General features: G+C 69.9%; 14 protein-coding genes. 10 read left to right on the top strand and 4 right to left on the bottom strand.

Annotated features, from left to right (window positions below; all coding sequences use genetic code 11):
• Positions 1-503, bottom strand: a 503-nt coding sequence (locus tag E9232_RS34705; RefSeq protein WP_309801963.1) for a TetR/AcrR family transcriptional regulator, incomplete at its 3' end; no start/stop codon positions are given.
• Positions 504-854: 351 nt separating this feature from the next.
• On the opposite strand from E9232_RS34705, the gene E9232_RS34700 reads away from it, so the two are divergent.
• From E9232_RS34700 to E9232_RS34690, 3 genes are all read left to right on the top strand, one after another.
• Positions 855-2,093: an efflux RND transporter periplasmic adaptor subunit gene (locus tag E9232_RS34700; RefSeq protein ID WP_309801962.1), complete on the top strand. Its 1,239-nt coding sequence runs from the start codon at positions 855-857 to the stop codon at positions 2,091-2,093.
• Positions 2,094-2,107: 14 nt separating this feature from the next.
• On the top strand, positions 2,108-5,278 hold the full coding sequence (locus E9232_RS34695; RefSeq protein WP_309801960.1) for an efflux RND transporter permease subunit: 3,171 nt from the start codon (positions 2,108-2,110) through the stop codon (positions 5,276-5,278).
• A gap of 149 nt (positions 5,279-5,427) precedes the next feature.
• Complete coding sequence (locus E9232_RS34690; RefSeq protein WP_309801958.1) at positions 5,428-6,363, top strand: LysR family transcriptional regulator; 936 nt, start codon at positions 5,428-5,430, stop codon at positions 6,361-6,363.
• A 63-nt stretch (positions 6,364-6,426) separates the two neighbouring features.
• On the opposite strand, the gene E9232_RS34685 is transcribed toward E9232_RS34690, so the two are convergent.
• On the bottom strand, positions 6,427-6,663 hold the full coding sequence (locus E9232_RS34685; RefSeq protein ID WP_309801957.1) for a tautomerase family protein: 237 nt from the start codon (positions 6,661-6,663) through the stop codon (positions 6,427-6,429).
• A 147-nt stretch (positions 6,664-6,810) separates the two neighbouring features.
• Positions 6,811-7,521, bottom strand: a complete 711-nt coding sequence (locus E9232_RS34680) for an SDR family NAD(P)-dependent oxidoreductase (RefSeq protein WP_309801956.1) — start codon at positions 7,519-7,521, stop codon at positions 6,811-6,813.
• Positions 7,522-7,836: 315 nt separating this feature from the next.
• Here E9232_RS34680 and E9232_RS34675 point away from each other — a divergent pair, with 315 nt between their 5' ends.
• On the top strand, positions 7,837-8,607 hold the full coding sequence (locus E9232_RS34675) for an SDR family NAD(P)-dependent oxidoreductase (RefSeq protein ID WP_309801955.1): 771 nt from the start codon (positions 7,837-7,839) through the stop codon (positions 8,605-8,607).
• 23 nt (positions 8,608-8,630) lie between these two features.
• Here the strand turns inward: E9232_RS34675 and E9232_RS34670 are convergent, their stop codons facing one another.
• Positions 8,631-9,869 (bottom strand): ROK family transcriptional regulator, encoded by a 1,239-nt coding sequence (locus E9232_RS34670; RefSeq protein ID WP_309801953.1) that lies wholly within the window; start codon positions 9,867-9,869, stop codon positions 8,631-8,633.
• A gap of 176 nt (positions 9,870-10,045) precedes the next feature.
• Here E9232_RS34670 and E9232_RS34665 point away from each other — a divergent pair, with 176 nt between their 5' ends.
• Genes E9232_RS34665 through E9232_RS34640 form a run of 6 tightly spaced genes read left to right on the top strand, consistent with a single transcriptional unit; the run spans position 10,046 to position 16,484 of the window.
• The gene (locus tag E9232_RS34665) at positions 10,046-11,146 is read left to right on the top strand and encodes a substrate-binding domain-containing protein (protein ID WP_309801952.1); all 1,101 of its coding nucleotides are present in this window, start codon (positions 10,046-10,048) and stop codon (positions 11,144-11,146) included.
• A 17-nt stretch (positions 11,147-11,163) separates the two neighbouring features.
• On the top strand, positions 11,164-12,264 hold the full coding sequence (locus E9232_RS34660; RefSeq protein ID WP_309801950.1) for a substrate-binding domain-containing protein: 1,101 nt from the start codon (positions 11,164-11,166) through the stop codon (positions 12,262-12,264).
• A gap of 35 nt (positions 12,265-12,299) precedes the next feature.
• Positions 12,300-13,256 (top strand): ABC transporter permease, encoded by a 957-nt coding sequence (locus E9232_RS34655; RefSeq protein ID WP_309801948.1) that lies wholly within the window; start codon positions 12,300-12,302, stop codon positions 13,254-13,256.
• On the top strand, positions 13,253-14,023 hold the full coding sequence (locus E9232_RS34650; RefSeq protein WP_309801946.1) for an ATP-binding cassette domain-containing protein: 771 nt from the start codon (positions 13,253-13,255) through the stop codon (positions 14,021-14,023). The genes E9232_RS34655 and E9232_RS34650 overlap by 4 nt, the downstream gene beginning before the upstream one ends.
• A gap of 14 nt (positions 14,024-14,037) precedes the next feature.
• The gene (locus tag E9232_RS34645; RefSeq protein ID WP_309801945.1) at positions 14,038-15,231 is read left to right on the top strand and encodes an alanine racemase; all 1,194 of its coding nucleotides are present in this window, start codon (positions 14,038-14,040) and stop codon (positions 15,229-15,231) included.
• Positions 15,231-16,484: a M20 family metallopeptidase gene (locus tag E9232_RS34640; RefSeq protein ID WP_309801944.1), complete on the top strand. Its 1,254-nt coding sequence runs from the start codon at positions 15,231-15,233 to the stop codon at positions 16,482-16,484. The genes E9232_RS34645 and E9232_RS34640 overlap by 1 nt, the downstream gene beginning before the upstream one ends.
• Positions 16,485-16,507 lie beyond the last annotated feature (23 nt).

Here is a 16,507-nt window from a genome sequence, read left to right as displayed (position 1 = left end):
ATCCGGGACATCGTCAGCGCCCCGACCATCGTGCACAGGGCGACCAAAGCGCGGCCCCTGGCAGCGTCCGGCCCAGTCTTGCCGCACTCCGCAGCGATGACGTCGACCAGCTTGCGAAAGCCGTCCGTGGCCGCGTCGCGGACGGGGTCGCTGCTGCGCGCGATCTCGCCGCCGAGCGCCGCGAACGGGCAGATCCCCGACGGGTCGTCCCGCCGGTCGGATGAGAGGTAGTCCCCCAGGATGGTTTCCAGGCCGCGCTGGTCCGGCTCCGCCCGGGCCGTGGCGATCGATGCGATCAGCCCTTCCGCCGCGGAGGCGCAGGTCTCGGCGACAAGCTCGTCCTTCGAGCCGAAATGCCGGTAAAAGCCGCCATGGGTGAGCCCGGCCGCGGCCATCAGCTCCGACAGCCCGGTCGCGCCGATGCCGTTGCGGCGGAACTCGACCGACGCGGCGTCGACGATCCGCGCCCGGGTCTCAGCGGCTTCCTTCCTGGATTTCCTCATCCCGCGTTCATGTCCTCGACGATGTCGGGCCGGCGATGCTCGCCGACGTTTAGATTGTACTTGGCATCTTAGTTGATGTCGAACGACATCCAAATCAACCGGTGTCCGGCCTCACCGCCATGGGACCGACCGCGGCCGGGGTCTCCTTCCATGACTCTTCGCCTGGCCACTTGACGCCTTGGATGGCGATCATCATCTAAGCCCGACATAGATGTCGAATGACATCTTAATACAAGACCGGCCCGGGTTTTTGAACAATGCGGGCCGAACGGACTTCCGATCGATGAACAGGCCACCGATCGCCCTTCCCGAATGGAAGGGCGGGTCTTTGGGGATCAGCGGGACCAGCACATGAACGAATTCAGCAGATTGCCGGAGGCCGAGGAGCTGGAGCAGTCCGTCGCGACGCGTCGCAAGGCTTGGCCCTGGCTGGCGGGCGTGGCCGTGATCGCGCTGGCCGGCGTGGCATGGTTCGAGCTGTCGGGCCGCGCCACCGGTCCGGTGGCCCAGGCCGCGGTCCCGCCGGCGCCGGTGACCATCAGCCGGCCGCTGGTGCGCGATGTCGACACCCGGATCGGCTTCCTCGGCCAGTTCTCGGCGGTCGATCGCGTCGAATTGCGGGCGCAGGTCGGCGGCACGCTCGCCGAGATCCATTTCCAGGACGGGCAGATCGTCCACCAGGGGGACCTGCTCTTCGTGATCGACCCGACCCCCTACGAGATCAAGCTCGCCCAGGCGACGGCCCAGCTCGAGGCGGCGCAGTCGAGCTTCGCGCTCGCCAGCAGCCAGCTGGTCCGGGCCCAGACGCTCAAGCGCAGCGATTTCGGGACCGCCGAGGCCGTCGACCAGCGCACCTCCGAGGTCGGCGCCGCCCAGGCCGCGATCGACGACGCCAAGGCGCAGATCCGCGACGCCCAGTTCGACATCGACCACAGCCGCATCGTCGCCCCGTTCAGCGGCCGCATCGGCGCGCACCAGGTCTCGGTCGGCAACCTGATCGCCGGCAGCCGTTTCGCGAGCAGCCCGACGACGGTGCTGGCGACCCTGGTCTCGCTCGACCCCATCCATCTCGACTTCGACATGAGCGAATCCGACTTCCTAACCTTCTCGCGCCAGCGCGCGGGCAACCCGGGCGGGCTGGCGGACAAGGTCGACATCAGCCTCAGCGACGAGACCCGCTTCACGAGGCAGGGCACGCTCGAATTCGTCGACAACGCGCTCGACCGCTCCAGCGGCACCATCCATGCCCGGGCGCTGGTCTCCAACCCCGACCTGTTCCTGACGCCCGGCCAGTTCGCCCGGCTGCGCCTGGCGGTCGCGCCGGCCGCGCCGACGGTGCTGGTGCCCGACGCCTCGGTCCTGCTCGACCAGTCGCAGCACATCGTGCTGACGGTCGACGCCGACGGCACCGTGGTGCCCAAGCCGGTCGAGACCGGCGACCTGCGCGGCGGGCTGCGGGTCATCCGGTCCGGGCTGGCGGCGGATGACCGGGTGATCATCGACGGCATCGTGCGGGCCGCCCCCGGCGGCAAGGTCACGCCGCAGGATGGCGCCATCGACTACAGCGCCGCCTCCGACGGCCAGAGCTAGGAGGGGAGGCCACCATGCGCCTGACCCATTTCTTCATCGACCGGCCGATCTTCGCGACCGTTCTCAGCACCTTCCTGACCCTGGTCGGGCTCGGCGCCCTCTTCATCCTGCCGATCGCGCAGTATCCGGAGATCGTGCCGCCGACCGTGCAGGTGACGACGACCTATCCGGGTGCGTCGGCCGAAACCGTGTCGCGCACTGTGGCGACGCCGCTGGAACAGCAGATCAACGGCGTCGAGAACATGCTGTATCTCAGCAGCCAGTCGACCGGCGACGGCAAGCTGACGGTCACGGTGACGTTCCAGATCGGCACCGACCTGAACGTGGCGCAGATGCTGACGCAGAACCGCGTCCAGGATGCGCTGCCGAGGCTGCCCGACGACGTCCAGCGTCTGGGCGTGCAGGTCCGCAAGGCGACGCCGAACATCCTGCTGGCCGTCCACCTCTACTCGCCGGACAGCTCGCGCGACACGCTCTACATGTCGAATTACGCGACGCTGCATGTGAAGGATGCGCTGGCCCGGCTGCCGGGCGTCGGCGACGTGCAGTTCCAGGGCGCGCGCGAATACGCCATGCGGATCTGGCTGGACCCGGACAAGGTGGCGGCCCGGAACCTCGACGCCAGCGAGGTGCTGGCCGCCTTGCGGGCGCAGAATCTCCAGGTCTCCGCCGGCATCCTGAACCAGCCCCCGGTGCCGTCGAAAGAGGCGTACCAGATCAACGTCCAGACCCTCGGCCGGCTGTCTACGCCCGACCAGTTCGCCGACATCGTGGTGAAGTCCGACGATGAGGGCCGGGTCACCCGGGTCCGCGACATCGGCCGGGTCGAAATCGGCGCCGCGGATTACGGGTCGACCAGCTACATGGACCGGGGGCCGGGCTTGCCGCTGCTGATCTTCGCGCAGCCGGGCGCGAATTCCCTGGCGGTGGAAAGCGAAGTCCTGGGCACCATGCAGACCCTGGCCAAGGACTTCCCGCCGGGCCTGGACTACAAGGTGATCTACGACCCGACCATCTTCATCGGCAAATCCGTCGACCAGGTGATCGAGACGATCTTCGAGGCGATCCTGCTCGTCGTCGTCGTCGTCTTCGTGTTCCTGCAGAGCTGGCGGGCCTCGATCATCCCGGTCATCGCCATCCCGGTGTCGCTGGTCGGGACGTTCTCGGTGCTCTACGCCCTGGGCATCTCGCTGAACAACCTGTCGCTGTTCGGTCTGGTGCTGGCCGTCGGTATCGTGGTCGATGACGCGATCGTCGTGGTCGAGAATGTCGAGCGCAACCTGCATCGCGGCATGACGCCGGCGGCGGCCGCGCACAAGACGATGGACGAGGTCGGCGGCGCGCTGATCGCCATCGCCCTGACCCTGTGCGCGGTGTTCGTGCCGTCGGCCTTCCTGTCCGGCATCACCGGCGAGTTCTTCCGCCAGTTCGCGGTCACCATCGCGGCCTCGACCGTTATCTCCTGCTTCGTGTCGCTGACCCTCAGCCCGGCCCTGTGCGCGGTGCTGTTCAAGGCGCATGACCCGCACCAGGTGGCGCGGGCCAGCCTGGGCCGCCGCCTGCTGCAGGCCGGCTTCGGCCGCTTCAACCGCGGCTTCGACCGGCTGTCCAACGGCTATGGCGGCTTGGCGCGCCGGCTGATCCGGGCGACGGCGGTGGTCCTCATCCTCTATGTCGGCCTGGTGGCCCTCACCGGCGTCCAGTTCGCCCGCACCCCGACCGGCTTCATTCCGGAGCAGGACCAGGGCTACCTCATCACCGTGGTCCAGCTGCCCCCCGGCGCTACGCTGGACCGCACCGAGGCGGTGGTGAAGGAGGCGATCGAGATCATCATGACGACGCCGGGCATCGAACATGTGGCGCCCTTCGCCGGCCTCGACGCCACCACCTTCACCGTGGCGTCCAATGCGGGGACGATCTTCTCGGGCCTGCCGTCGCTCTACAACCACCACATCGACGGCGTCACCGCGAACACGGTGCTGGCCGATCTGCGCAAGCGCCTCTCCGTGATCCAGGACGCCTATGTCCTGACCATCCCGCCACCGCCGGTGCAGGGCATCGGCAGCGCCGGCGGCTTCAAGATGATGCTGCAGGACCAGGCCGGCCTCGGCTCCGACGCGCTGGCCAAGGCGGCGCAGGCCCTGGTCGCCGCCGCCAACAAGGACCCGGCGATCGGCGGCGCCTTCACCCTGTTCAGCACCCGGTCGCCGTCGATCTACACCGACATCGACCGGGTGAAGGCCCAGAAGGTCGGGCTGACGCCGACCGACGTGTTCACGACGCTGCAGGTCTATCTCGGCTCGCAATATGTGAACGACTTCAACTATCTCGGCCGCACCTTCCAGGTCATCGCCCAGGCCGATGGCAGCTTCCGCCAGAACGCCGGGGACATCTCGCGCCTCAAGGCCCGCAACGCCTCGGGCGAGATGGTGCCGATCGGCTCGGTGGCCCGGCTGACGGCCGAGACCGCGCCGTATCGCGTGCCGCGCTACAACCTGTTCCCGGCCGCCGAGGTCCAGGGCGTCGCCGCCCCCGGCGTCGCCACCGGCACCGCGCTGAGGCGGATGGAGGAGCTGGCGCATGAGGTCCTGCCGCACGGCATCGGCTTCGAATGGACCGAGCTGGCCTTCCAGCAGCAGCAGCAGGGCACGCCGACCCTGCTGGTGTTCGGTGCCGCCGCCCTGTTTGTGTTCCTGGTGCTGGCCGCCCAGTATGAAAGCTGGAAGCTGCCGCTGGCCGTGGTGCTGATCGTGCCGATGTGCCTGCTGGCCTCGGTCACCGGGCTGGGGCTGCGCGGCATGCCGATCGACGTGCTGGCCCAGATCGGCTTCGTGGTCCTGGTCGGGCTCGCGGCCAAGAACGCGATCCTGATCGTCGAGTTCGCCCGCCAGGCCGAGGACGAGGGCGCCACGGCGGCCGAGGCGGCGGTGCAAGCGGCGCGCACCCGGCTGCGCCCGATCCTGATGACGTCCTTCGCCTTCATCCTCGGCGTCGCACCGCTGGTGGTCGCGACCGGGGCGGGATCGGAGATGCGCCAGTCACTGGGGACGGCGGTGTTTTCGGGCATGCTGGGGGTGACCGTGTTCGGCCTGCTGTTCACGCCGGTCTTCTACACGGTGATCCGCAAGCTCGGCAGCCGGCGGCGGGCGCCCGTCGCGGCTGTCGGGACCACCGGGGTGTCCTGACCCCGCTGGGAAAGCCCTGGAGCCGGAACGATAGAGGCCCTCGTCCCAGGACGGGGGCTTCTGTCGTTCTGGGGTGGCGAGGGTTGTTGCTTGGATCGTCGCAATGCACGATCCTTCCGCTCCAGTGTTCCCATGAGCGGAAGACCGAATTGGATCGCATCGAAGCGATGAAGGTGTTCGTCGCGGCCCTGGACGAGGGCAGCCTGGCTGGTGCCGGGCGCCGGCTGGGGCGGTCGCCGGCTGCCGTGAGCCGGGCCATCGCCTTCCTGGAGCGCCATGTCGGCGCCGAGCTGCTCCACCGCACCACCCGCTCGATCCGGCTCAGCGAGGCGGGCGAGCGCTACGCTTCCGCCTGCCGGCGCGTGCTGGTCGATCTCGAAGAAGCCGACCTGTCCGTGGCGGATGAGCGGGCCGCGCCGCGCGGGACACTCACCCTGACCGCGCCGCCGATCAGCGGCGAGGAAATCCTGCGGCCGATCGTCGGCGCCTATCTCGAAGCCTATCCGGCCGTCTCGGTGAATCTCGTGCTGCTCGACCGCCACGCCAATCTGGTGGAGGAGGGGATCGACATCGCCCTGCGTGTCGCCGAACTCCCTGATTCCTCGATGGTCGCCGTGCGGGTCGGGGGCGGCGTCAAGCGGGTCGTGGTCGCGTCACCGCGGTACCTTGCATCGCACCCCCGCATCGTCGAGCCGGCGGACCTCACCCGGCACCGCATCGTCACCACCACCCATTTCGGGCAGGACACCTGGGTCTTCCCGCCGCCGGAGGGCAGTGCGATCGCCCGGGCCATCCACTTCAAACCCCGGCTGCTGGTCAACAGCGTCCGGGCTGCGCTCGCTTCGGCGGTGGACGGGCATGGCGTGACGCGCCTCTACACCTATCATGTGGCCGAACGCGTGCAGGACGGGTCGCTGAAGGTCGTGCTGCGCGATGCCGAACCCCAGGCCCTGCCGGTCCACCTGGTCATGCCGCATGGCCGGGTGTCGGTGCCCAAGGTGCGGGCGTTCGTGGATTTCGCGGCCCCGCGCCTGCGAGCGGAATTCGCCAGGCTCTCCGCCGAGGCCGACGCCCTTCGCGACTGATGGGCGTCGGGACGTCCCGGAATCAGGGGAGGCCGCCGGACCGATGGCGGCCTCCCTGCCGGTTCAGTTGCCGCCTGCGGCCAGCCGCCTGCGCTTTTCGGGCACCGGCAAGCCGCCCCAGCCCCAGTTCTCCAGCTCGACCTCCTCGATGACGACGAAGGTCGCGTCGAGCGGCTTGTTGAGCACGTCGAGCAGCAGCTGGCTGACGCCGGCGATCAGCTTCGCCTTCTCCTCGGCCGTGACGGAATCGCGGCCGGGGCCGGACCCTTCGCGCGTGACCTGTATGGTGACGATCGGCATGAAGCCCTCCTGTAGTGGCCGGCGTCCCGATCCATCGGGCGCCGGCGTTGCACGACTGCGAGAGTATCGCGGATATCGGGATGCCGATGCCGGCGATTGCCCGAGGGCTCCGGCGTGATGACGTTTGCACGCCGGACGCGGTCTCGATCAGTGGCCGGCGGCCTGGCCGCCATCGACATGGAGGATCGCGCCCGTCGCGTAGCCGGCGGATTCGAGGTAGAGCACCGCGTCGACCACGTCGCGGATCTCACCCACCCGCTTGACCGGGTTGAGGTCGGCGACGAATGCCAGGGACTCCGCGGTGTGCAGCGGGGTCTTGATGAAGCCCGGCGAGACCGCGTTCACCCGGACGCCCTTCGAGGCGTACTCGATGGCCAGCGACTTGGTGGCGGAGACGATGCCGCCCTTGGTCAGGTTGGCCAGCCCCGCGGGCACGGCGGAGAGGGGGTGGTCGACGAAGCTCGTGGTGATGCTGACGATGTGGCCCGAGCCCTGCTTCAGCATCTCCGCCGCCGCACGCTGGGTGATGTGGAAGAAGCCGGCGACGTTGGTCGCCATCACCGCGGCGAAGTCCTCGGCCGTGTAGTCCGTGAAGGGCTTGGCGATGAAGATGCCGGCGTTGTTGACCAGCGTGTCGACCCGGCCAAAGTGTGAAATCGCTTCCTTCACGACGCGGTCGGCCGTCGCGGGGTCGCCGATGTCGCCGGCGATGGCGAGAACATCGCGGTCGCTGCCCTGCTTGATCGAGCGGGACGTCGCCACGACCCGGAAGTCGCGATCCCGGTAGGCCTTGACCAGGCCGGCGCCGATACCCTGCGACCCGCCGGTGATGATGGCCACTTTCTGCTGGTTGCTCATGATCTGCCTCGATGATGTCGTCCGGCTGGCAGGGGTGCCGCCGGCGGCCCGGATCGGGCCGGCCCCATCATTTACGATCGTTCGTTGATCGGCAGAATGACTGGCATGCGGCAGGGACTCTTCCTTTAGGCGGAAGAATGGGCCCTCGCCGCGGAAAGGGCAGGCCGCGCTTCAGATGCCGCAGCGCCGATATGGAGATCGTCTCCGGTCGCGCAGGACCCAAGGTCCTATATCCACCCTTTCGGGTCGGCTGACGTATCGTGGGGGAGTGTGGCGAGCCGGAGCGGCAAAGCCGGAACATTGGGGTATTCGACCATGACGCGCAGGACCGTGATGATCGCCGGCGGGGCAGGGGGCATGGGCCTGGCGACCGCCCTGCGCTTCGCCGCCGACGATGCCCGCCTGGTCCTGGCCGACTTGCCCGGCTCCCGGCTGCAGGAGGCCGAGGCCCGGATCGCGGCGACGGGCGCAGACGTGCTCGCCCTCGGGCTCGACATCCGGTCCGCGGCCGCCTGTCGCGAGGCCGTGGCCGCTGCAGCGGCCTGGGGCGGGGGGCTCGACGTCCTGGTCAATGCGGCCGGGGTCTGGCTCGAGGGGCCGGCCGGGACCGTCGCCGAAGACGATTGGGACCGCGTGCTCGACATCAACCTCAAGGGCGCGTTCTTCCTGATCTCGGCGGCGATCCCCCATCTCGCCGCTGCGCGCGGCGCGGTGGTCAACATCGCCTCCGACGCCGGGCTGGTGGGCAACAGCGGCGCCGCGGTCTACTGCGCCTCGAAGGGCGGGCTGGTGCTGCTCAGCAAGGCGCTCGCACTGGAACTCGCGCCGCAGGGCATCCGGGTCAACGCCGTCTGCCCCGGCGACGTGGCCACGCCGATGATCGAGCACCAGGCCAACGCCTATGGCGGCGGCGACCCCGACGCCTACAAGCGCCGGCTGCTCGGGCATTACCCGCAAGGGGAATCGGCGCGCTTCATCCAGGCGGAGGAGGTCGCCGGCTTCATCCACTACCTGTGCCAGCCGGGCGCGGCGCCGATCACGGGCGCGGCATTGCCCATCGATTTCGGCGTCACCGCCGGGTACTGATCCGGCGAAGCCGGCGTCCGGGCTCAGGCCGGCGGCGGCTGCACCGTCGCGGTGCTGATGCGGGCGCGCAGGGCGGCCGGCTTGATCCGCTCGGCGCCGAGCGGGACATAGCTCGGGTTCAGGGTGCGGAAGATCGGCAGCACGGCGGCGCCGCGGGCGGCGGCGTCGCGGCCCAGCGTGCCCCGCATCAGCCGCGGCCAGCGCCGGTGCTGGGTGGTGCCGAGCGAGCGGTACAGCGGATGCACCCGCTGCACCAGCCGGTCCAGCAGCCAGTCCGGCGCGTCGCCGCCCAGCAGGATCGCCTCCGGGTCGAACATGTTCTCGACGGCGTTGAGGCCGATGCGGAACGGCTCGATCGCGGCGTCCAGCCAGGCGTCGAGGCGGGGATCATCAGGCGCGATCTCGCGCTCGAACGCCTCGATCGACTGCAGCGCCAGCCCTTGCGCCGCCAGGTGCTGGAACGCGGCGTTCAGCGACAGATAGGCCTCCAGGCAGCCGCGGTTGCCGCAGTCGCAGCGCAGTCCGCCCGGCTGCACCATCAGGTGGCCGAACTCACCTGCATTGCCGGCGGCGCCGGAAAAGGCGCGGCCTTCGATCATCAGCCCGGCGCCCAGGCCGATGCCGATGAAGACGTAGACGAAGGTGGAGAGCGACCGCGCCGCGCCGTACAGCCACTCGGCGCTGGCGGCGGCGGTGGCGTCGTTCTCCAGCTGCACCGGCAGACCGATCGCGGCCTCCAGGTCGGCGGCGATCTTCAGCCCGTCCCAGCCGGGCAGGCTGGTGGGGCCCAGCCCCTCGACCTGGAACGGCCCCGGCATCACCAGCCCGACGCCGAGCAGCCGGTCGCGGGCGATGCCGGCCTCGGCGATGATCGCGTCGACCTGCTGCTTCAGCCGCGGCACCGTCTGCTCCGGGCTCGGCATCTCCACCGGCTGCACCGCCCGCTCGCGGACCTGGCCGGAGAGGTCGGCGACCACCGTGACCAGCCTTCCGCGGTCGAGCTGCAGCCCGATGGTGAAGCCGCCCTCCGGGTTGATCGCCAGCTGGATCGACGGCTTGCCGACGCCGGCGATCTTGCGGCCTTCCGGCCGCAGCAGCCCGGCCTCGTACAGCTCGTCGGCAAGGTTGGAGACGGTCTGTTTCGACAGCCCGGTCAGCCGGGCGATGTCCGCGCGCGACAGGGGCCCATGCAGGCGGACGGCATCGAACACGACCCAGAGATTGATCAGCTTGGCCTGCTCGATATTGGTCGCCTTCAGCATGGCCGCCCCTCTTGTTGTGGGCCGAGCCTAGCCACGGAAAATTTATAAGTCAAATTGATCGCCTAATTGACGAGGCCGATTTCGTCACGCATTGTTGGGGCCACCCGATCGGACTCGAGGGCCCCTCGCTGGGACATCGCCGAGGTCAAGAGCGGGACGAAAACGGGGAGAGCATGATGAAACGGACCCTGGCATTGGCCCTGTTGCTGGCCGCCTTCGCACCCGCCGCCGCCGGCCTGGCGGAAGAGCCGTTCTACAAGGACAAGCTGGCGCTCGACCTGTCGGCGCCGCTGCCCGGCCCGGACGGCAGCGCGCCGTCGCCGGCCAAGGCTCTGAGCCTGAGCGACACCGAGATCGGCACGCTGAAGTCCGGCGGCCACAAGGCGGCGCTGCTGTGGCATGGCGGCGGCGACTGGGTGAATGCGGTGACGGCGGGCGCCAAGGCGCGCTTCGCCGAACTCGGGATCGAGGTCGTCGCCACCTCCGATGCGCAGTACGACCCGGCGAAGCAGGCCAACGACATCGAGACCGCGATGGCGCTGAAGCCCGACGTGATCCTGACCCTGATCCTCGACCCGGTGCAGGGGGCGGCGGCGCTGAAGCCGGCAGTGGCCAAGGGCGTCACCACCGTGCTGCTGAGCAACCCGGTGCAGGGCTTTGCCGCCGGCCGCGACTATGTCGGCATCGTCACCGACGATATCGCCGGGATGGGCGTCGCCGCGGCCGCGCTGATGAACGACGCGCTGGGCGGCAAGGGCGCCGTCGGCTTCATCTATCACGACGCCAAGTACTTCATTACCAACGGCCGCGACAACGGCTTCCGGGCGACGCTGGAGCAGAAGTATCCCGGTCTGGTGATGGTCGATGCCAAGGGCTTCACGGCCGAGCCGCAGACCTTCGACCTGGCCTCGGCGATGATCCAGCAGCATCCCGAGATCAAGGGCATCTACGTCGCCTGGGACGTGGCGGCGGAAGGCGTGGTCGAGGCGCTGCGGGCGGCAGGGCGGACCGACGTCAAGGTGGTGACCTACGACCTCGGCGCCACCAACGCGCTCGACATGGCCAAGGGCGGGTCGATGTACGGCACCGTCGCCGACCAGCCCTACGACATCGGCACGGCCATGGCGACGCTGGCCGGGTACGGCCTGCTGAAGAAGCCGGCGCCGGCCTTCAACACCGTCGGCCTCGTCCCCGTGACCAAGGCCAACCTGGCACAGGGCTGGGAGGGGTCGCTGAAGCGGCCGCTGCCGGACTCGGTCGCCGGCGCGCTCAAGTGATCGGAGGGGAGTGCATCATGCTGCGGACCCTCGTGACGAGCACCGTCCTCGCCGCCGCGCTCGCGGCGGGGCCGGCCACGGCCCAGACACCCTTCTATTCCACGCCCAGCAGCTTCGACCTGGGCAAGCCCGAGACCAGCCCGAACGGCGAGCCGGCGACCCCGGCGGGCCGGATCGCGCTGACCCCGGAGGAGATCGCCAAGATCCAGGCCGGCCATTACAGCGCGGCCCTGCTGTGGGCCGGGTCGGGCGAGTGGTACACCGCCCTGTCGGCCGGGGCGGAGGATCGGCTGAAGGAACTCGGCATCTCGGTGGTGGCGCGGGCGGACGCCCAGTTCGATCCCGCCAAGCAGGCCAATGACGTCGAGACCGCGCTGGCGCTGAAGCCGAGCGCGATCCTGACCCTGATCGTCGACCCGGTGGCGGGGGCCGAGGCCTTCCGCCGGGCCAACAACGCCGGGGTCAAGCTGGTGCTGGCCGACAACGGCGCCCAGGGCTTCGTCGCCGGCAAGGATTATGTCGGCATCGTCACCGGCGACCATATCGGCATGGGCCGGGCGGCGGCCCAGCTGATGAACGACGCGCTGGGCGGCAAGGGCGCCGTCGGCTTCATCTATCACGACGCCGAATTCTTCGTGACCAACAACCGCGACGGCGCCTTCCGGGCGACGCTGGAGAAGGACTATCCCGGCCTCGTCATCGTCGACGCCAAGGGCTTCACGGCCGAGCCGCAGACCTTCGACCTGGCCTCGGCGATGATCCAGCAGCACCCCGACATCAAGGGCATCTACGTCGCCTGGGACGTGGCGGCGGAAGGCGTGGTCGAGGCGCTGCGGGCGGCCGGCCGCACCGACGTCAAGGTCGTGACCCACGACCTCGGCGCCAACAACGCGCTCGACATGGCCAAGGGCGGGTCGATGGCCGGGACCGTCGCCGACATGCCCTACGAGGTCGGGCAGGCGATGGCGACCCTGGCGGCCTACGGCCTGCTGGGCAAGGCGGCGCCGCCCTTCTCCACCGTCGGGCTGGTCACGGCGACCAAGGCCAACCTCGCCGCGGCGTGGGAGCAGTCGCTGCACAAGCCGCTGCCCGACACCGTCAAGGCGGCGCTGCAGTAAACCGTTCCGCGCGCATCAGGAGCACAGGAGTTCCCATGTCCACCGCCGTCGCCAGGCTGTTCCGGGGCGGGCAGCTCAGCGCCTTTGTCGTCTATGTCGGCTTTGTCGCGATCATCGGCTTCTTCGCGATCGCGCTGTCCGACCGCGGCTTCATGACGCCCGAGAACATGATGACGATCATCCGGCAGACCACGCCGGTGACGATCATGGCGGTGGGCATGACCTTCGCCCTGTGCGCTGGGCAGATCGACCTGTCGGTCGGCGCCACCGTGGCGCTGGCCGCGCTGGTCACCGCCGTGGTGATGCGCGAGGCCGGGCTGGCGCTGGCGATCCCGGCCGGCCTGCTGACCGGCGCCCTGGTCGGGCTGGTCAACGGCCTGCTGACCGTGGCGCTGCGCATCCCGGCGCTGCTGGTCACCCTCGGAACCATGGGCATCATCACCGGTCTGGCCCGGGTGCTGACCAACCTGGAATCGGTGCCGATCACCAGCGACCCCTACACCTTTGTCTTCGGCTCCGGCGACATCGGCCCGGTCTCGGTGCTGTTCGTCTGGACGGTGGCGGCGCTGGCCATCGGCCATCTCGCCCTCAACAACACCGCCCATGGCCGCCGCGTGCTGGCGACCGGCGGCGAGGTCCAGGCGGCGCGCGCAGCCGGCATCAGCACCATGCGGGTGACGATCGGCGTCTTCGTCGTCACCGGCATGGCCGCGGCCCTGGCCGGGATGCTGTATGCCGGCCGGTTGCACGGCGCCCGCTACACCCTGGGCGAGACCGATGTGCTGACGGTGATCGCCGCGGTGGTGATCGGTGGCACCAGCCTGTTCGGCGGCAAGGGCTCGGTGATCGGCGCCGTGGTCGGATCCTGGCTGCTGGGCGTGCTCAACAACGGGCTGATCCTGATGGGGTTCAGCGTGTCCGACCAGATGATCGCGCGCGGCGTGATCCTGATCCTGGCCGTGGCCATCAGCCTGCGGGAGACCCGGCAATGACCGCCGATGACGTTCCGGTGCTCGAGGTCGAGAACCTGTCCAAGCATTTCGGCCCGGTCGAGGCGCTGTCCGGCGTCGACCTGTCGGTCCGGCGCGGCGAGGTGCTGGCCCTGCTCGGCGACAACGGCGCCGGCAAGACCACGCTGACCCGCTGCATCAGCGGCCTGTACCGCGCCACCTCGGGCACCATCCGGGTCGACGGCCGCGAGGTGCAGATCGCCACGCCGCAGGATGCCCGCGACTGCGGCATCGAGACGGTGCACCAAGGCCTGGCTCTGGTCGGCAAGATGGATGTCGCGTCGAACCTGTTCCTGCACCGCGAGATCTTTCACCGCAACCCGCTGCTGCGCGCGCTCGGCTGGCTCGACAAGCGGGCGATGGCGGCTGAGGCGACTCGGATCCTGGAGAAGCTGAAGGTCCGCGTGCCCTCGGCCGGGGTGCCGATCGAGCGGCTGTCCGGCGGCCAGCGCCAGGCCGTCGCCATCGGCCGTGCGGTCGGCTGGGGCAAGCACATCGTGATCCTGGACGAGCCGACCGCGGCGCTGGGCGTCGAGCAGTCCAAGCATGTCAACGAGCTGATCCTGACGCTGAAATCGCAGGGCGTCGCCGTGCTGCTGATCAGCCACAACATGCAGCATGTGATCGAGACCTGCGACCGCGCCGTGGTGCTGCGCCACGGCCGCAAGGCCGGCGACGTCCGCATCCCCGACGTCACCGCCCGCGACCTCGTCGACCTCATCACCGGCGCCGTTCGCGCCGCCGCCTGACCGGGACCCCGCCGATGTTTCTCAACGCCCTGATCGCCAAGAACCGCGCCTTCGTCGAGGCCGCGGTGACGCTGCACCAGTCCGGCGCGGTGCCGGCCAATACCTACCTGCTCGACCTCGACACCATGCGCGCCAATGCGGCGGCGCTGGCGTCGACCGCCAGGGGGCTGGGCCTGACCGTCTATGCCATGACCAAGCAGTTCGGCCGCAACCCGCCGGCGCTGGACGCGATCAAGGCGGGCGGCATCGACCGCTTCGTCGCCGTCGACATGGCCTGCGCCAGGCCGATCCACCGCGCCGGCCACAAGCTCGGCCATCTCGGCCACCTGTCGCAGGTGCCGCGCGGTGAGGCGCGCGAGGGCGCCCGGATGCGGCCGGAGATCTGGACCGTGTTCAACGCCGGGAAGGCGGCGGAGGCGGCCGACGCCGCCGCGGCGATCGGGCATGTGCAGGGCCTGGTCGCCCGCATCTTCGCCCAGGGCGACCGCTTCTATGACGGCCATGAGGGCGGCTTTGCGGCCGAGGAGATCGAGCGGGTGGCCGACCTGCTGGACGAGCGGCCGGGCGGCCGCTTCGCCGGCATCACCAGCTTCCCGGCGCTGCTGTTCGACGAGGCCACCGGCGCGGTGACCCCGACCCCGAACCTGCGCACGCTGGAGGCGGTGGCGAAGCGGCTGGCGGCGACCGGCCGCAAGGACCTCGTCGTCAACACCCCCGGCACCAACTCCGCCGCGGTGATGCGGGTGCTGGCCGAGGCCGGCGCCACCCAGGTCGAACCCGGCCACGCCTTGACCGGCACCACCCCGCTGCACGCCATCCGCGACCTGCCGGAGAACCCGGCGATGCTGTATCTCAGCGAGATCTCGCACATCCACCAGGGCACGCCCTTCTGCTTCGGCGGCGGCCTCTATGTCGACCCGGTGTTCAAGGACTATCCGGTGAAGGCGCTGGTCGGCGGCGATGCCGATGCCGCGCTACGCCAGGCGGTGCCGGCGACGATCCCGGCGCCGGCGATGATCGACTACTACGGCAAGCTGCACCCGGAGACGGGCCAGAATGTGCGGGTGGGCGACACCGTGATCTACGGCTTCCGCGCCCAGGCCTTCGTCCGCCGCGCCTACATCGTGCCGGTCGAGGGCGTGCACAGCGGCAACCCTGAGGTTCGCGGCATCTGGACCCCGGACGGGCGCGAGGCGGTGTTCACGTGATGACCGACGATCTCCACGCCCGCATCCGCGCCGCGATCGACCGCGACGCTTCGGTCGGCCTGCTGCAGCGCGCCATCCGCACCCCCAGCGTCACCGGCATCGAAGCAGCCTTCGGTGCCCTGGTGGCCGATGAGCTGCGGCGCCTGGGCTGCGAGGGCGTCACGATCGAGGACTGCCTGCCCGGCCGCCCGGTGGTCTGGGGCGTGCGCAAGGGCCGGGGCACCGGCCCGCGGCTGATGGTGCTGGGCCATCTCGACACCGTGCATGTCCGCGGCTGGGAAGAGCACTGGGCAGGAGACGTCCGCCATGACCCGTTCTCCGCCGCCATCGTCGAGGACCAGATCTGGGGCCGTGGCTCGGGCGACCTCAAGGCGGGGATCTGCACCGGCCTGTCGGCGCTGGCCACGCTGGACCGCGCCGGCTGCGCCCTGGACGGCGACATCGTCTTCGTCTTCATCGCCGATGAGGAAAGCGGCGAACCCGGCACCGGCGTCTCGGCCGGGATCAAGGCGGTGGTGCCGAAGATCCAGCGCGGCGAGATCCCGAACGCCGATTTCGCGATCTATGTCGAGCCGACCAGGCTGGCCGTGTTCCCGGCCCAGATCGGCTTCTTCATCGCCGAGATCACCGTCACCGGCCGGTCCGCCTATTTCGGCATGCCGGAGAAGGGGGTGGATGCGCTGAAGGCCGGGCACGCCATCCTGTCCGCCCTGTGGCGCCATTCGGCCGAGCTGGAAACCCGCGGAACCCACGAGCTGATCGGCTGCGGCTTCCTGCTGGTCACCGGGGTCGAGGCCGGGGGCTACATCGCGGTGCCGGAACGCTGCACGATCAGCCTGATCCGCAAGCTGCGCCCGGGCGAAGACCTCGGCCAGGCCAGGGACGAGCTGGACGCCGTGATCCGCGGCGCCGTGACCGACCCTGAGGTGACGGTCGAGATCGCGTATCCCGCCGGCCGCGACCACCCGGTCGGCGGCATGCCCTTCGAGACCGATGCCACCATGGCGCCGGTCGCGCTGCTGCAGGATTCGGTGCGGGCGGCGATGCCGGGGCGTGGCGAGATCGAGGGCGCGCCGTTCTGGTCGGAAGGCTCCTTCACCGCCAACCAGCTCGGCATTCCCACGGTCTATTGCGCGCCCGGTGACATCTCGAACTGCCACACCTTCCAGGAGCGGGTGCCGGTGGCCGAATACCTCGCCGGGGTCGAGGCCTTCGCCCTGTTCATGGCCCGCTTCTGCGGCACGGCGGGATAGGCGGGCGGCGCCTCCGGGGCCGC

The organism is Inquilinus ginsengisoli (assembly GCF_031453975.1).
Taxonomy (GTDB): domain Bacteria; phylum Pseudomonadota; class Alphaproteobacteria; order DSM-16000; family Inquilinaceae; genus Inquilinus; species Inquilinus ginsengisoli_A.
The sequence above is the reverse complement of the archived record's forward strand: the minus strand, read 5'-3'. Positions and strand labels throughout refer to the sequence as shown.

What these genes read in the sequence shown, in the direction of transcription:
- E9232_RS34650 (WP_309801946.1), top strand. Translation starts at nt 13,253, where the DNA reads ATGACCGCCGATGACGTTCCGGTGCTCGAGGTCGAGAACCTGTCCAAG.
- E9232_RS34660 (WP_309801950.1), top strand. Translation starts at nt 11,164, where the DNA reads ATGCTGCGGACCCTCGTGACGAGCACCGTCCTCGCCGCCGCGCTCGCG.
- E9232_RS34670 (WP_309801953.1), bottom strand. Translation starts at nt 9,869, where the DNA reads ATGCTGAAGGCGACCAATATCGAGCAGGCCAAGCTGATCAATCTCTGG.
- E9232_RS34695 (WP_309801960.1), top strand. Translation starts at nt 2,108, where the DNA reads ATGCGCCTGACCCATTTCTTCATCGACCGGCCGATCTTCGCGACCGTT.
- E9232_RS34640 (WP_309801944.1), top strand. Translation starts at nt 15,231, where the DNA reads ATGACCGACGATCTCCACGCCCGCATCCGCGCCGCGATCGACCGCGAC.
- E9232_RS34700 (WP_309801962.1), top strand. Translation starts at nt 855, where the DNA reads ATGAACGAATTCAGCAGATTGCCGGAGGCCGAGGAGCTGGAGCAGTCC.
- E9232_RS34685 (WP_309801957.1), bottom strand. Translation starts at nt 6,663, where the DNA reads ATGCCGATCGTCACCATACAGGTCACGCGCGAAGGGTCCGGCCCCGGC.
- E9232_RS34675 (WP_309801955.1), top strand. Translation starts at nt 7,837, where the DNA reads ATGACGCGCAGGACCGTGATGATCGCCGGCGGGGCAGGGGGCATGGGC.
- E9232_RS34645 (WP_309801945.1), top strand. Translation starts at nt 14,038, where the DNA reads ATGTTTCTCAACGCCCTGATCGCCAAGAACCGCGCCTTCGTCGAGGCC.
- E9232_RS34680 (WP_309801956.1), bottom strand. Translation starts at nt 7,521, where the DNA reads ATGAGCAACCAGCAGAAAGTGGCCATCATCACCGGCGGGTCGCAGGGT.
- E9232_RS34665 (WP_309801952.1), top strand. Translation starts at nt 10,046, where the DNA reads ATGAAACGGACCCTGGCATTGGCCCTGTTGCTGGCCGCCTTCGCACCC.
- E9232_RS34655 (WP_309801948.1), top strand. Translation starts at nt 12,300, where the DNA reads ATGTCCACCGCCGTCGCCAGGCTGTTCCGGGGCGGGCAGCTCAGCGCC.